The sequence below is a fragment of the Pseudarthrobacter sp. NamE2 genome (assembly GCF_005796205.1).
Taxonomy (GTDB): Bacteria; Actinomycetota; Actinomycetes; order Actinomycetales; family Micrococcaceae; genus Arthrobacter.
Window position 1 is genome coordinate 543,414 of the sequence record NZ_VAHN01000001.1, and the last position, 14,589, is coordinate 558,002.

General features: G+C 68.3%; 13 protein-coding genes. 8 read left to right on the top strand and 5 right to left on the bottom strand.

Features of this window, described 5'->3' with window-relative positions:
• Positions 1-6: 6 nt before the first annotated feature.
• Positions 7-1,308: a S9 family peptidase gene (locus FDW83_RS02600; RefSeq protein WP_138136020.1), complete on the bottom strand. Its 1,302-nt coding sequence runs from the start codon at positions 1,306-1,308 to the stop codon at positions 7-9.
• 113 nt (positions 1,309-1,421) lie between these two features.
• Here FDW83_RS02600 and FDW83_RS02605 point away from each other — a divergent pair, with 113 nt between their 5' ends.
• The 8 genes from FDW83_RS02605 (at position 1,422) to FDW83_RS02640 (ending at position 10,226) form a co-directional block, all read left to right on the top strand.
• A complete protein-coding gene (locus FDW83_RS02605) occupies positions 1,422-1,913 on the top strand; it encodes a hypothetical protein (protein ID WP_138136021.1) in 492 nt (163 codons plus the stop codon).
• A gap of 14 nt (positions 1,914-1,927) precedes the next feature.
• Positions 1,928-2,449: a peptide-methionine (R)-S-oxide reductase MsrB gene (msrB, locus tag FDW83_RS02610; RefSeq protein WP_138136022.1), complete on the top strand. Its 522-nt coding sequence runs from the start codon at positions 1,928-1,930 to the stop codon at positions 2,447-2,449.
• 143 nt (positions 2,450-2,592) lie between these two features.
• Positions 2,593-3,960 (top strand): DUF6421 family protein, encoded by a 1,368-nt coding sequence (locus tag FDW83_RS02615; protein ID WP_138136023.1) that lies wholly within the window; start codon positions 2,593-2,595, stop codon positions 3,958-3,960.
• The gene (locus FDW83_RS02620) at positions 3,957-4,727 is read left to right on the top strand and encodes an SDR family oxidoreductase (protein WP_240720811.1); all 771 of its coding nucleotides are present in this window, start codon (positions 3,957-3,959) and stop codon (positions 4,725-4,727) included. Before FDW83_RS02615 ends, FDW83_RS02620 begins: the two co-directional genes overlap by 4 nt.
• An 8-nt stretch (positions 4,728-4,735) precedes the next feature.
• Positions 4,736-5,833 (top strand): low specificity L-threonine aldolase, encoded by a 1,098-nt coding sequence (locus tag FDW83_RS02625; protein WP_138136024.1) that lies wholly within the window; start codon positions 4,736-4,738, stop codon positions 5,831-5,833.
• Positions 5,834-5,891: 58 nt separating this feature from the next.
• Positions 5,892-6,542: a DUF3000 domain-containing protein gene (locus FDW83_RS02630; protein ID WP_138136025.1), complete on the top strand. Its 651-nt coding sequence runs from the start codon at positions 5,892-5,894 to the stop codon at positions 6,540-6,542.
• 69 nt (positions 6,543-6,611) lie between these two features.
• Positions 6,612-7,949, top strand: coding sequence for an HRDC domain-containing protein (locus FDW83_RS02635; protein WP_138136026.1), 1,338 nt, complete (start codon positions 6,612-6,614; stop codon positions 7,947-7,949).
• 117 nt (positions 7,950-8,066) lie between these two features.
• A complete protein-coding gene (locus tag FDW83_RS02640) occupies positions 8,067-10,226 on the top strand; it encodes a 3-hydroxyacyl-CoA dehydrogenase NAD-binding domain-containing protein (RefSeq protein ID WP_138136027.1) in 2,160 nt (719 codons plus the stop codon).
• Between the two features lie 3 nt (positions 10,227-10,229).
• Here FDW83_RS02640 and FDW83_RS02645 read toward each other — a convergent pair whose 3' ends face one another.
• The 4 genes from FDW83_RS02645 to FDW83_RS02660 all read right to left on the bottom strand — a co-directional run bounded on the left by FDW83_RS02645 (position 10,230) and on the right by FDW83_RS02660 (position 14,580).
• Positions 10,230-11,774 (bottom strand): ABC transporter ATP-binding protein, encoded by a 1,545-nt coding sequence (locus tag FDW83_RS02645; RefSeq protein WP_138136028.1) that lies wholly within the window; start codon positions 11,772-11,774, stop codon positions 10,230-10,232.
• 3 nt (positions 11,775-11,777) lie between these two features.
• Complete coding sequence (locus tag FDW83_RS02650) at positions 11,778-12,521, bottom strand: energy-coupling factor transporter transmembrane component T (RefSeq protein ID WP_138136029.1); 744 nt, start codon at positions 12,519-12,521, stop codon at positions 11,778-11,780.
• A 12-nt stretch (positions 12,522-12,533) separates the two neighbouring features.
• On the bottom strand, positions 12,534-13,394 hold the full coding sequence (locus FDW83_RS02655; protein WP_138136030.1) for an ECF transporter S component: 861 nt from the start codon (positions 13,392-13,394) through the stop codon (positions 12,534-12,536).
• Between the two features lie 160 nt (positions 13,395-13,554).
• A complete protein-coding gene (locus FDW83_RS02660) occupies positions 13,555-14,580 on the bottom strand; it encodes a nucleoside hydrolase (protein WP_138136031.1) in 1,026 nt (341 codons plus the stop codon).
• Positions 14,581-14,589 lie beyond the last annotated feature (9 nt).

Sequence of the window (14,589 nt, forward strand, 5' to 3'; positions counted from 1 at the left end):
GGACGCCTAGGCCCCGGGCTGCTGCGAACCGGCCGCCACCGACCCTGCCCGCGCAACGCCAGGGTTCAGCCTGGGCGCCAGCCGCTGCCGGAGCCAGGCTTTCACCAGCCGCTCCCACCGTTCCGGGTCAACGTTCCATTCCTTGGTGTGCCGGGCGTGGTTGAACGCCTCGAAAGTCACCATCTCCGGGTTCCGCTCCGCCAGCAGCGCGGAGGGCTTGTACGGCACGTACTCGTCGTCCACGCTGTGCAGGATCAGCGTGGGCGTGCGCAGTTCCACGGCGCGTGAGACCCAGTCCATGACCTTCAGGTCCACGGGTGCTGCGAGTCCGGTGAGCCGGCGGCCCAGCGGATGGCCCAGCATCAGCTGCCCGTAGCGCCCCACCAGGGACGGGATGCGGTGGATCTGCGCATGGTGGGCCAGGACGTTCACCCAGTCGATCACCGGGGCATCGAGCACCATGGCGCGGATCAGGTGGCGGTACCGTGAGAGGTCTGCCGTCTGGAGGCAGATTGCACCCCCCATCGACCAACCGAACAGCACAACCTCCTCAGCACCGTTGGCCAGCGCATATTCGATGGCGCCCTCGATATCGCGCCATTCCGTGGTGCCCAGGCCGTACCGGCCGTCGTCAGCCGACGGCGCCAGGCCGTCGTTGCGGTACGACACCAGAAGGCTGGTCAGCCCCAGTTCCAGCGCCGGCCCCACAGCGCGCAGTGCCTCCTGCCGGCTGGCACCGCGCCCGTGCACCATCACCGCCCAAGTCCTGGCGGTACCGCCGGCCCGCACCAGCCAGGCAGGCGCCTCCCCGCGTTCCACCGGAACCATCACGTCCTCCGCCGGAATTCCGACGGCGGCCGGATCCGGGTAGGCGGTGCCGCTCCACCAGCCCCAGCGGGCCGTTGAGAGGTCCCCCGCGTACACTGCCTCCACCTCACGCAGCACGGTCCGTTCCGCGGGTGAATAGGACACGATGCGGCCGATGCGCGCGTGGCCCTTGCCGCCGTCGAAAAAGAATCCGTAGACCCCATCCACGGTGGTGTCGTCGGTGGCGGCGAATATCACCTGCTGCCGGGATCCTTCCCGGATGACGGCCAGCACCTCCTGGTCGGCGGCACGCTGCCGTGCAGGAGTGATGACACGGCGGGCAAAATATACGGCCAGCGCTGAGGACCCGGCGGCCAGGAGCCCGGCCAGGGCACCGCCGGAGGCGGCACCGGCCACCGCCCACTTTGCCCGCAGCGACATCCCGCCGGTATCCACGGAACGTTCGTGATGGGCTGGGCGGGTGCGCTGGAAAAGGACCATGCCACTATTCTTACCGTCCGCGGACGGCACACCGCATTCCGCCCTGCCGGGTTGGCCCGGCGGTGCCGCGGGAACCGTGTGCGGCTCCCCTTGCGCGGGGCTAGGCTAAGGCCATGAGTGATCCCATCGTCATTTTGACCGAAGAACCCCTGGGGGCGGACGACCGCAAGAACATCGAGCGGCTGGTGGACGGGACCGATGCCCGCCTGCTGGTGCTGGTGCCGGGCAACACTGAGCGCCATCTGCTGGTGGATTTCCTGGAAAACCTCTCCCTGCTGGAGATAGCCAAAGCGTTCCGGGAACTCACCGCGCATGCCCCCGATCCGAAGGTGGAGCGGGCACAGGCAGCCGAGACCCTGGCGGCATCGGTGGCTGCGCTGGAGGGGCTGGGCAGCGGCGTCGCCGGTGAGGTTGTTGATGGCGGAGCGGTCAACGGCCTGGTGGCCAAGGTCAGGGAAACGGGTGCGTCGCAGGCGGTCGTGATCACGCGGCCGCATGCTGTGGCAGACACGTTCCACACCGACTGGGCCAACAAGGCACAGGACCAACTGGGCATCCCCGTCCTGCATCTGTACGCGGGCTCGGGATTTATCGGCGACTCCTGAGCGTTGACATTCCTATGAACATCTTTGGCAACAGCATTTTCGGTAACAAGGCCACCCACGCCGTTGCGGATCCTGCGGCGGCCGCTGCGGAGCCTGAAGAAACAAGCACCGTCCGGAAGACCGACGCAGAATGGCGGCAGGAGCTGACCCCGGAGGAGTACTACGTCCTCCGGCAGGCCGGCACCGAACGTCCCTTCACCGGCGAATACTGGGACACCCATACTTCAGGCGTTTACCAGTGCCGTGCCTGCGGGGCGGAACTGTTCACCAGCAATGAGAAATTCGATTCCCACTGCGGCTGGCCCTCGTTCTGGGCTCCATTGGCCGAAGGTACTGTCCGCTACATCCATGACCGGACCCTTGGCATGGACCGGACCGAAGTGCGCTGCGCCACCTGCGACTCCCACCTTGGCCACGTGTTCGAGGGTGAGGGCTACCCCACGCCAACGGACCAGCGCTACTGCATCAACTCGGTGTCTATGAAGCTGGTGCCGCGGGAGAATGCGCAGGTCAGCACGGAGGAGACACAGGGCTGACCCATCAGCAGCCCACAGCCTCAAGCTGCCCGGCACCATGACGAGCAATAGCATTTCTGGGGCTACGGCCGTTTTGACATTAGTTTTTCTGGTTGCTTGCTACGCTCGCCGCAGACAGTAAGCAACCAGAAAGGCAGCCGACCATGACCGAAACCCTGACCACCGCCGCCACGGGGATCACCGCCGGCAACCAGGACTGGCTGCGGCTCAAGGCCGCGGCCAGTGCCCTGCAGGCATTCCAGGTCCAGGACGGTTCCATCCCGGACTCGTCGGCGCACGCCGAAGCAGGCCGGCAGGTAGACACCATTGTGGACGCCATCCGGGCCCTGGCGCCTTCCTTCCCGCACGATGCCGCATACCTCGAGGCAGCCTGCACCGACTTTTCAGGCTGGGCCGCCGGCGGGTTCGGTGTGCCCGACTTCCTCTCCTCCCTGCTGGCCTTCCAGCCGCAGGAACAGCGCGTGGACGGGCTGCAGCATCTGGTGGTTTTTCCCATGTACACCCAGAACGGCAGCAGCAGCCGGCTGGTGGAAGCCGTCCTGATCGAGGTCATCTGGCCGGAATTCATTGCCGGACTGGAAGCCGGGGAGTACTCGAACAAGCTGTTCGTCCCCATCCGTTTCCTTGACTTCACCGCCGGCTACGACACCAACTCGGCAGTCCTGTTCCCCGAGACCGTGGCGGTGAGCCGGACTCCCACCTTCACCTGGGGCGCCATCTTCGCGGACCGGGAGGCAGCCCGGTTCCGCCGCGTGCTGAAGGCAGCGGCCGAAACCACCAGCCTGGAACTTCCGGAAGGCGCAGCGGAACTCCTCGCCGACCAGGACCTCACCGAGGCCACCTTCGTGATGTGGGACCTCATCCACGACCGGACGCACATGCGCGGCGACCTGCCGTTTGACCCCTTCATGATCAAGCAGCGCATGCCCTTCTTCCTGTACTCACTGGAGGAACTCCGCTGCGACCTCACTGCCTTCCGCGAGTCCGTCCGGATCGAGAAGGACGAGGACGCGGATCCGGCGGCGCGCCGCCACGCCAAGCTGGTGCAGTACGCCATCATCTTCGACCGGATTTTCCGCTTCGCCATCACCGGCAGCCGCGTCAGGAACTACGACGGCCTGGGCGGACAGCTCCTGTTCGCCTGGCTGCACCAGCAGCACGTCCTGCACTGGACCGACACCCGCCTCTCCATCGACTGGGATGAGGTGGCGGACGCCGTCATCGCCCTCGGCGCCCGGATCGACGACCTGTACTGGCGGTCCATCGACCGTCCCAAGACCGCGCACTGGCTGGCCGCATACCAGCTCATCTCGGCCACGGTAACGCCGCACCCCGCATCCGTCTGGGCCAAGGGCCCCGACGCGCTTCCGCTGTCCGGCGCACCGAAGGGCCTGACCGACCAGGTGCTGGACGACGAGTTCCCCCTGTCCATGTTCTACGAGGCACTGGAGAAGAAGATGCGCCCCGTCATCGAATCCACCGCCGGTATCACCGGCAGTTCCGCGCTGTGAGCGGACCCCAAATCCATGCCGGGCCGAACCTTGCCGTCCTGGTCACGGGAGGCAGCGGAGCGTCGGGCGTAGCGGTCGCACGCGCCCTGCACAAGGCCGGGCACAACGTCTTCACCGTCGGCTCCCACCGGGACAGGATCGAGGCGGCCGCACAGGAGGCGGGCGGCGTCGCCCCCCTCACCTGCGACCTGGCAAAGTTCGACGACGTCCGGCAGCTGCGCAATGATGTCACCGCCGCCGCCGGGCGGGTGGACGCGGTGATCCACCTGGTGGGCGGCTGGCGCGGGGCCAACGGCATTGCCGAGCAGTCGGACGAGGACTGGGACTTCCTCCACCAGGGCGCCGTCACCACGCTGCGGAACGTGTCCAGGGTGTTCTTCGAGGACATCGCGGCCTCCGGCCACGGCCGGTTCGCCATCGTCTCTTCCACCGCTGTGGAGAAGCCGGCAGCCGGGGTTGCCAGCTACGCCGCCGCCAAGGCGGCCGCCGAAACCTGGACCATGGCCATGGCGGACGGCTTCCGGAAGGCGTCGGAAGCCGACGGCGGCGGGCAGGCAGCCGCCGTCGTGCTGGTGGTGAAAGCCCTGGTGGATGACGCCATGCGCCGCAGCCACCCGGAGCGGACCTTCCCCGGGGCGACGGACGTGGAGGAGCTGGCCGCCGCCGTCGTACAACTCTTCAACACCCCCGGGGACGAACTGAACGGCACCCGGCTTCGGCTGGCCGACCAACCCGCGCAGGGACAGTACCTAGACTTGGAAGCGTGAGCAAAGGCATGACGACAACAGCAGAAACAGGGGCCGCGGTCCGGCTCCACGACCCCAATGTGCGCGGCTTTGCCTCGGACAACTACTCCGGGGTCCATCCGGAAGTGCTTGCCGCGCTGGCCGCGGCCAACGACGGCCACCAGGTCTCCTACGGCGAGGATGACTACACGGCCCGGCTGCAGGAAGTGATGGAGGAGCACTTCGGGTCCGGCATCGAGTGTTTTCCGGTGTTCAACGGGACCGGCGCCAACGTACTGTCCCTGCAGTCGCTGCTCCCCCGCTGGGGTGCCGTGGTGTGCGCCTCCACCGCCCACATCAACATGGACGAAAACGGCGCCCCGGAGCGCATAGGCGGCATCAAGCTGCTCCAAGTCCCCACACCGGACGGCAAGCTGACGCCGGAACTGATCGACCGCGAGGCCTGGGGATGGGGCGACGAGCACCGCGCCCAGCCGCTCGCCGTTTCCATCACGCAGACCACCGAACTCGGCACCTGCTACACACCTGAAGAAGTGCGCGCCATCGCTGACCATGCCCACGCCCGCGGCATGAGGCTGCACATGGACGGGGCCAGGCTGGCCAACGCCGCAGCGCACCTCCAGGTCCCCCTCCGGGCCTTCACGCGCGATGCCGGCGTGGACATCCTGTCCTTCGGCGGCACCAAGAACGGCCTGCTGTTCGGCGAGGTCGTGGTGGCGCTCAATCCCGAGGCCGCGCACGGGCTTGTCTACCTGCGGAAGATGAACATGCAGCTGGCGTCGAAGATGCGGTTCATGTCGGCACAGTTCCTCGCCCTCCTGGAAGGCGACCTCTGGCTGCGGTCCGCCTCGCATGCCAACGCCATGGCTGCCCGCCTGCGTGCCGCCGTCGACACCATCGACGGCGTCCGGCCGACCCAGGAGACCGAGTCCAATGGGGTGTTTGCCATCCTTCCCCCTGGAGTGGCTGACCGGCTGCGCACGTCCTTCCGCTTCTACGACTGGAACGAGGCTGCCGGGGAAGTCCGCTGGATGTGCTCCTTCGACACCACCGAGGAGGATGTTGATGCATTCGTTGCTGCCATCCGCCATGAGCTGCGGGATTATGGAAGCGGGAAGGCCGGCTAGGCCGCCGGTAACGGCGAGCCTTCACGGCCAGCCCCGGCCTGTTGCGTAATCTGCCAAGGTGAACGCACTGGACCAGGTTCCCCCGGATTTCCTCCGCGCCCTGGAAACCCTCAGGAAAGCACAATGCCGCAAGGAACTCCGCCTCGCGGAAATACCTGCGCCGGCGCGCCTGGCGCCGTTCGCCGTCGCGCTGGGGGCGGAAGTCATGGCGCCCGGCGCCGGAACGCCCGGTACGCCCCTGCACGGCCCCGCCGCCATGGCCTTTGCGGCCTCGGGAGGGGCCGGGGACGAAACCGAAACGGAACTCGCCACCGGACGGTTCATCCTCCTCCACGACCCTGAAGGCTCCGATGTCTGGGACGGCGAATTCCGGATCGTGACCTATATCCGGGCCGAACTTGAGCCGGAGATGGGCAACGACGAGATGCTGGGCACGGTGGCCTGGACCTGGCTGGTGGAAGCCCTCGAAAACCACAAGGCCCAGTACCGGGCAGCCGGCGGCACCGCCACCCGTGTCCTGTCGGAGAGCTTCGGCACCCTGGCGGAACGGCCGGGCACCATCGACATTGAACTCCGCGCCTCCTGGACCCCGGCATCCGCGGACGTCACGGCCCACCTGGAAGCATGGTCGGACATGGTCTGCACCTTCGCCGGCCTGCCTCCCCTGCCCGACGGGGTCACGCCCCTGCCGCACCGGCGCCGGAACTAGTGCCACACCGAGGGCAACGTCCGCGGCACGGCAGGCCTGCCCTGGGCTGCCCGGTAAACTGGGGGAATCATGACCCCTAAGATTCCGGACAACACCACGGCCGGCGCCCCGGCTGCTGATACCGCACCCCACATCACGGTGGAAGGCTTTGACAGCCCCATCCCCGAGATCATTGAACTGGCAGCGCCCCGCGAGGGCGTGCCGCTGGTCATCGAAACCCAGGTTGGCCTGGAACGCTGCGCCGCAGCGATTGCCGCCGGAACAGGCCCCGCCGGCGTCGACGCCGAACGTGCCTCCGGATTCCGCTACGGGCAGCGCGCTTTCCTGGTCCAGATCCGCCGCGAAGGCGCGGGCACCTGGCTGATCGATCCCGAGCCGTTCGAAAACCTGAATATCATCAATGACGCTTTGCGCGGGGTGGAATGGATCCTGCACGCGGCCAGCCAGGACCTGCCCTGCCTGTCCGAGCTCGGCATGTGGCCGGACAAACTTTTCGACACCGAACTCGCAGCCCGCCTCGCCGGACTGCCCCGCGTGGGACTCGCCGCCGTGATCGAACAACTGCTGGGATTCGGCCTGGCGAAGGAACACTCGGCGGCCGACTGGTCAACCCGCCCGCTGCCGGAGCCCTGGCTCCGCTACGCAGCGCTCGATGTCGAAGTCTTGACCGAGCTGCGCGAAGAACTTGTTGAACTGCTTGAGGCCGACGGGAAGCTCGAATACGCGGAGCAGGAATTCGCCGCGATCCTCGCCGCCGGCATCGCCCCGCCACGGGTGGACCCCTGGCGCAAGACCTCCGGCCTCCACCAGATCAGGGACCGCCGGCAGCTTGCCGCCGTCCGGGAACTGTGGCTGGAGCGCGACTCGCTCGCCCAGAAGCGGGACGTGGCGCCGGGCCGGCTGATCCCCGACTCGGCCCTCGTGGCTGCCGCCAAGGCAATGCCCGCCACGGTGCCGCAACTGCTGGGCACCAAGGGGTTCCACGGCAGGGCTGCTCAGCGCGAGGCGCCGCGGTGGCTGCGTTGCATCGCGACGGCCAGGGACCTGACGGAGCTTCCCCCGCTGCACCTGCCCACCAGTGCGCCCCCGCCCCCGCGCGTCTGGGCCGACCGCGACCCCGAAGCCGCCGCGCGGCTCGCCACTGCCCGCCCGCTGCTGCAGGAGAAGGCCGAACAGCTGAACCTGCCGCTGGAGAACCTGCTGACCCCTGATTTCCTGCGGCGGTTGGCCTGGCGGCCGCCGGCCGAGGTCACCGAGGCATCGGTGGCTGCCGAGTTGCTGGCACTCGGAGCCCGGGAATGGCAGGTGGAACTGGCAACCCCCCTGATCACCAGCGCTTTCCTCAATCCGCAGTCCCTTCCGCCCAGGGAGGCGAAGGCGGCCACGGTTCCGGCGCCGGAACAGTAGCGGCAGGACCTGGGACCAGCAAGCGTTAAGGCCGCCGCTCCCCTTGCAGGCTAAGTTACCCACTAGTAACATCAGGCCTGTTGTCCACTCCGCATCCGCAGCCAAAGGAGCCACGGTATGAGCGCCGCAGACTTCGCCGACTTCGCCAGCCTGTTCCCGAACGAGACGGTTACCCACTCCTACGTTCGGGACATCGGGTTGCCCGCCGTCGGCGGGAAAGCGAGTCCCGGAACCCTTGCCCTGATCACTTTGGACAACGGCCAGGACCACCCCACCACGCTGGGGCCCAACACCCTGGTGGAGCTCGGCACGGTGCTGGAAGGCCTCCGGGACAGGGCAGCGCGCGGCGGGATTGTGGGCGTGGGTATCACAGGCAAACCGCCTTACCTGGTTGCCGGCGCAGACCTGTCGGTGGTGAAGTCGCTGGAGAAACGCGATCATGGCCTTTGGATGGCACAGCTTGGGCACGACGTCTACCACACGCTGGCGAGCCTGGGTGTTCCCAGCTTCGCCTTCATCAACGGGGCAGCCCTGGGCGGCGGTCTGGAGGTGGCCCTGCAGTCCACCTACCGCACCGTCTCCACGGAGGCAGGTGCGCTGGCACTGCCGGAAGCGTATCTCGGCCTGGTGCCGGGCTGGGGCGGGGTCTACCTGCTGCCCCGCCTGATTGGCCCGGAGAACGCGGTCAAGGTGATGATTGAAAACCCGCTCAGCAACAACCGCGCGCTCACAGGGTCCGAGGCGTTCAAGCTCGGCCTGGCGGATGCCATGTTCGGGCCGGCTGACTTCCTGGCGGAGTCACTGCAATGGGCGGCCGGGGTGCTCTCGGGCGAGGTGGTTCCGGAACGTCCGAACGCCGTCGATCCTGCTGCACCGGACGTTGCCGAGCGGTGGGCCGCCGCGGTGGCGGCAGGCCGGCAGTTCGTGGAGGCCAAGACGTCCAACGCGGCCCCCGCTCCAGGCTTGCTGCTGGACCTGATGGAAACCAACCGCACCATGAGCCAGGCGGAATCCGCGGCGCGTGAGTGTGAAACCCTGGCCGGGCTCATGCAGAGCGATGAGTTCCGGGCCACGGTGTATGCCTTCCTTGACCTCGTGCAAAAGCGGTCCAAGCGTCCGGCCGGTGCCCCTGACCGGAAGCTGGCCCGGCCGGTCGGCAAGGTGGGCGTGGTGGGTGCCGGACTGATGGCAAGCCAGCTGGCGCTGCTCTTCGCCCGCCAGCTCGAGGTGCCTGTGGTGATGACGGACATCGACCAGGCCAGGGTGGACAAGGGCGTGAGCTACGTCCATGCCGAGGTGGACAAGCTCGCGGCGAAACAGCGAATAACCCCCATGGCCGCCGAGGGTATCAAAGCCCTGGTGTCCGGCTCGGTATCCAAGGAGGTCTTCGCCGACGCCGATTTTGTCATCGAGGCCGTCTTTGAGGAACTGGCCGTCAAGAAGCAGGTGTTCGCCGAGCTTGAGGGCATTGTGCGGGCGGACTGCATACTGGCCACCAACACCTCGTCGCTGTCGGTGACTGCCATGGCCGAGGACCTGCGGCACCCGGAACGGCTGGTAGGTTTCCACTTCTTCAACCCGGTGGCCGTCATGCCGCTGCTGGAAATCGTCCGGGCCCCGCATACCGGGGACGCGGTCCTGGCCACGGCATTCGAACTCGCCAGGAACCTTCGAAAGACCGGGGTGCTGGTCAAGGATGCGGCCGCGTTCGTGGTCAACCGGGTCCTGCTGCGGCTTCTGGGTGAGGTTACCGCCGCCTTCGACGAGGGCACTCCGGCTGACGTTGCGGACAACGCCCTGCGCCCGATGGGGCTGCCCATGACTCCCTTCACGCTGCTGGCGATGGTGGGACTGCCGGTGGCGCAGCATGTACAGGAATCCCTCCACGCTGCTTTCGGCAGCCGTTTCCAGGTCTCCGCCAATCTGCAGAAGCTCATCGACAACGGCGTAAAAGGCCTCTGGGAGACCGCGCCGGACGGCACCCGCACAATCCCCCGGGCCACGCTGTCCCTGATGTCCTTCGGGGGCGCCCCGTCGACCGGGGACGAGGTGTTGCGGCGCGTCCAGGACGCCCTCGCCGAAGAGATCGGCCTGATGCTGGAGGAAGGCGTGGTGGCAGGCCCGGAGGACATCGACCTCTGCATGATCCTTGGCGCGGGCTGGCCCCTGTTCCTCGGCGGCATCACCCCTTACCTGGACCGGGTGGGGGCCGCGGAGCGGGTCAACGGCAAGCGCTTCCTGCCTCCGGGAGTGGCTTCCCGTCCCGCGGCGGGATAGCGGTCACCGTTCCGTCAGCCGCCCGCCCTCGAGGGCAAGGATCCGGTGCGCTGCCGTCCGTGCGTAAACCAGGTCATGGGTGACGAGCACGACGGCGGCGCCCTCCTCCGCCGCGGACCGGACGGCCGAGTCCAGTAGTTGAAGGCCAGCGCCGTCCAGTGCCACGGTGGGTTCGTCCAGTGCCAGCACCGACGGCCGGCGCGCCAGGACCGTCGCCAGGGCAAGCAGCCGTTGGCGGGACGCGGACAGCTCTGCCGGATGCTCCCCGGCTGCCGCCGCCAGATTGACGGCAGCCAGTGCCGCCTGGGCCCGCTCCCCCACCTCGTCCCGGGGGAAAATCCGGTCAAGGCCGAAGGCCACCTCGCGCTGGACTGTCCGCTCGAACAGCTGGTCCCGGGGATGCTGGAACAGCACGCCTACGGAGGCAGCCGTGACGCCGACAGGCACTCCTGATATGTCGGCACCGCCCACGAGGACCGATCCGCTGCCGGGCCGCAACAGCCCGTTGAGGTGTCGCAGGAGCGTGGACTTGCCGGCTCCGTTGGGTCCGGTGAGGGCCACGATCTGCCCCGGATGGACGGCGAGGTTGACGTTTTGCAGGACGTCGGGCCGGCCATCCCGGGATGCGGGGCTTTGCTGCCGCCGGCGGAAAGGCCCGCTTCCCGGTCGGCTTGCTTCCGGCTGGTAGCCAAAGGACACGTCGCGGAGTTCCAGGGCGGGTACGGCACCAACCCGCACACGGGATACTCCGGCACCGGGCGCCGCCTGACTGGCCCCGCGGCATAGCGCATCCGGCACCTTCCCAGCGGCCTTCAGCTCTGCCGGGGTTCCACTGGCGCGGACCGTGCCGTCCGCCAGGACAATCCAGGTGTCGGCATCCAGTAACGGCTGCTCCGCCGCCTGGCTGAGGATTACGACGGCGGTGCCCTCCTGCACGAGGTTCCGCACCAGGGCTGCCAGCTCCGCGGCACCGGCAGCGTCCAGCGAGGCGAACGGTTCGTCCATGACCAGGACGTGCGGCCGGGTGATAATGGCGCAGCCGATGGCCAGCCGGCGAAGCTGCCCGCCGGACAGCCGTGAGGGGTCACGTTCCAGCAATTCCCTTAGGCCGAGCAGTCCGCTCATGTGCTCCACCGCTGCCTGCATGGCGGCCCGATCCGCTCCCGCGTTCTCCAGGCCGAAAACCAGTTCTTCCGCCACGGTTGCCTTGACCGTGGAAAGGACGGCAGCGGGGTCCTGCGGGACGAAGCCCACGTGCCGGCCCCACTGCGCCGGATCGATCCTGGGATCGGCGCCGCTTCCGCTGAATTCGAGGCGGGTACCGGCCAGCTCCAGGTACCCTGCCAGGCTGCCGCTGACGCCAGGGGGGAGCCAGCCCGCGAGCAACCTTCCGAGGGTGCTTTTGCCGCTTCCGGAGGTGCCGAGGATGGCTGTGAGCGTCCCCGGGGCGAACGCCACATCCACCCCGCCCAGGACCGGCGCGCCGCCATCATGGAAGGCGAAGTGCCGGATGCCGGCCGCAAGGGCTGGGCGGTTCTGTTCGGCCACGTCCTAGCCTCCCGTCCCGGCGGGCCACAGCCTGGCAGCAACGGCAGCCGCAGCTGCCAGCACCAGGACGGCCCTCAGGAGCCGCTGTCCGGCAGGGTCGGGGACGACGCGGTAGTTCGTGCGCGGGCCGGTACTGCTGAAACCGCGGGCCTCCAGCGCCGCAGCCCGCGTGCCGGCGTCGTCGACGAGCGACAGGACCAGCGGGACGGCCTGCAGCCGGAAGGCGGCCACTTTGTGCAGGAGGCCGCGCCGGACCACCAGCCCCCGGGATTCCTGCGCCTGGCGGATCCGCACGGCACGGTCCGCGATCGCCGGCAGCAGAGTCAGCGTGGACGCGGCCACAAACCCGAGGCGGCCCCGCACCCCACGGCTGGACAACACAGCCACCAGGTCCGGGATGCTGACAGTGAAGGACCATGCGAGCAGGACCAGGACCACCGCCGAGAGCAGGGATGCCCGCTCTGCGGCAAAAGCCAGGCCCTCGGATGTGATCCGCGCGGGACCCCACGCTGCGAGGACCGTGCTGCCTTCGGGAAACGCCAGGCCATGGACCATCAGCAGGGACATCGCCAAAGGCACCAGCACGGCAGCAGCCGCGGGCAGCAGCCGGCGCAGCGTGCCCGTCACGCCCGACACTCCAAGGGCAGCCGCGACCACGGCGAGGGACAGCGGCAGGCTCGCTGCCGCCGTCGTGATCACTGCTGTGCTGCCAGCAACCGCAAGCCCGGTCAGCGGATGAACGCGCATACAGTCTGGTGCTTAGGGAACCTGCGGTGCGTTCGGTGCAGCTGTTTCCTGTACTGATGCCTCCGGTTCGGCCGCCCGTCCGGCCAGCACGCGGTGCCTGCGGACGAACGGGAACTGCAGGCGGGTGCGGCGCGGGAGCGCGTACACCAGGACGGCCACTGCGGTGAACACGATGGCCTTGTCCATGGGGTCGGAGATGAGCGCCTGCTTGGTGATGGCGGCCAGGAGGGAGTCCCCCATGGAGCGGAAGGCGCTGACGATGGCACCGGTGGCCACGCCGGACGTGCCGCCAAACACGAAAGCCGCCACCGGGGCGGAAACCACGCCGCCGATGATGCCGGTGACGAATCCGGCCACCGGAGCAAGGTAGAAGCGGCGGAACAGCCCGTAGCGGGCGGCCAGGCCGGCGAGGCAGCCGATCAGGGCGGCGCCGGCTGCGAACGGGAGGACTGTGGGGTTGAAAAAGGACCACACAATGCTGCTGAGCGCACCGGTAGCGGCGCCGGCCGCCGGACCCGCCAGGACAGCGATCAGGACCGTGCCGATCGCATCAAGGTAGAACGGCACCAGGGTGCTGCCGACGAACTGGCCAAGCACGATGTTCAGGACCAGCGCCACCGGGATCAGCACCACAGTGGACGCCGGGAGGGTGGGCAGCACCGCGACGATGAGCAGCACGGCTCCCAACAGGAAGCCGGACAGGGCGATCAGGGCAGGCACGCTGCCCGGTCCGCCGGTGATGTCCGCGGGCTGGTTGAGCACAAGGTAGACGTAGGTTCCGGCGATGGCCAGGGCGCCGAGGATTTCCAGCAGCCGCCGCCTGCGGGCAGCGGCGGGGGCCGGGGACGGCAGCGTCAGGGAGGACGATGACATGGAGGTTCCTTTTGGGGTGCGGCACGGAGGGCCCGGTGCGCCGGGCCGTGCGGGACGCCGCCTATGTCACCTCGGCAGCAGCCGCACCGGAAATACCTGCCGGTGGGCCACGGACCATTCTACTGCGTGCATTGCCTGCCCGTACCGTGCCCGGCTTTGGTCAACCCAGCCGGGCCGCGAGGCTTCCGACGGCGGACACCAGCTCCGCGAACGCCTGTTCCGGGTTGTTGTTGGTGACGATCCTGGCGTTTGGCGGGACGCCCCAGAGCCCGCGGAAATCCGCAACGGTGGTACCCAGCAGCAGCGCGGATTCCGTTTCTACATCCACCGTGGCCGGCCGGGCGGTGTACTCCAGGGTTCCCGCCGCCACCCCCGCTGCGAAGAAGTCGTGGACATGCGCCAGGTATCCCTGGTCGTAGCGCCGGTGGAACTCGAAGTAGAAGCGCAGGGCATCGGACAGGTGCCGGACCACGGTGTTGTCCGAGGTGCTGCGCCGGCCCTCAGGCTGGTCCGGGAGCACCAGTTCGGCAACCTCCGCACCCGCTGCTTCGGCCAGCTGCCGGAGATGGTCCGGGTGCATCTCGATCCGTTCGGTGGTGTCCAGCGAGCAGACAAGCGGGAGTTTTTCCGCCGCCCGGCCGCGGTAGGCCGCATACACTTCCTTGGCGGCGTGCGGATCCACGTGGGTGTTCCACTCCGCGGTAGGGGTGGTGTTCCCCTGGTAGTAGAAGCTGCCGCCCATGATGACCACCCGGGCCAGCAGTTCGGGCAGGTCAGGTTCCTTGCGGAGCGCAAGGGCGAAGTTGGTCAGTGGCGCGGTCAGGAGGGCGGTCAGCTCGCCGGGCCGGGTCCTCGCATGCTCAATCCACAGGTCCACGGCATCCCGTTCCGACACCTTTCCTGCCGGTTCAGGGAGGACGGCGTGGCCGAGTCCCTGCGGCCCGTGGGTTTCCGGAGTGGTCAGCAGCGGCACGGACAGCGGCCTTCGTGCGCCTATGGCCACCTCGACGCCGGGACGCCCGCAGAGTTCCAGCAGGGCCAGCGTGTTGCGGGCTACCTGTTCGGCGTCTACGTTTCCGGGCGTTGCCGTCACCGAGACGAACTCGGTGTCCGGCAGGGCGGCCAGGTAGGCCAGGGCCAGGGCGTCGTCGATGCCGGTATCGACGTCAAGCAGGAAGGCGGTCACGGCTTTTTT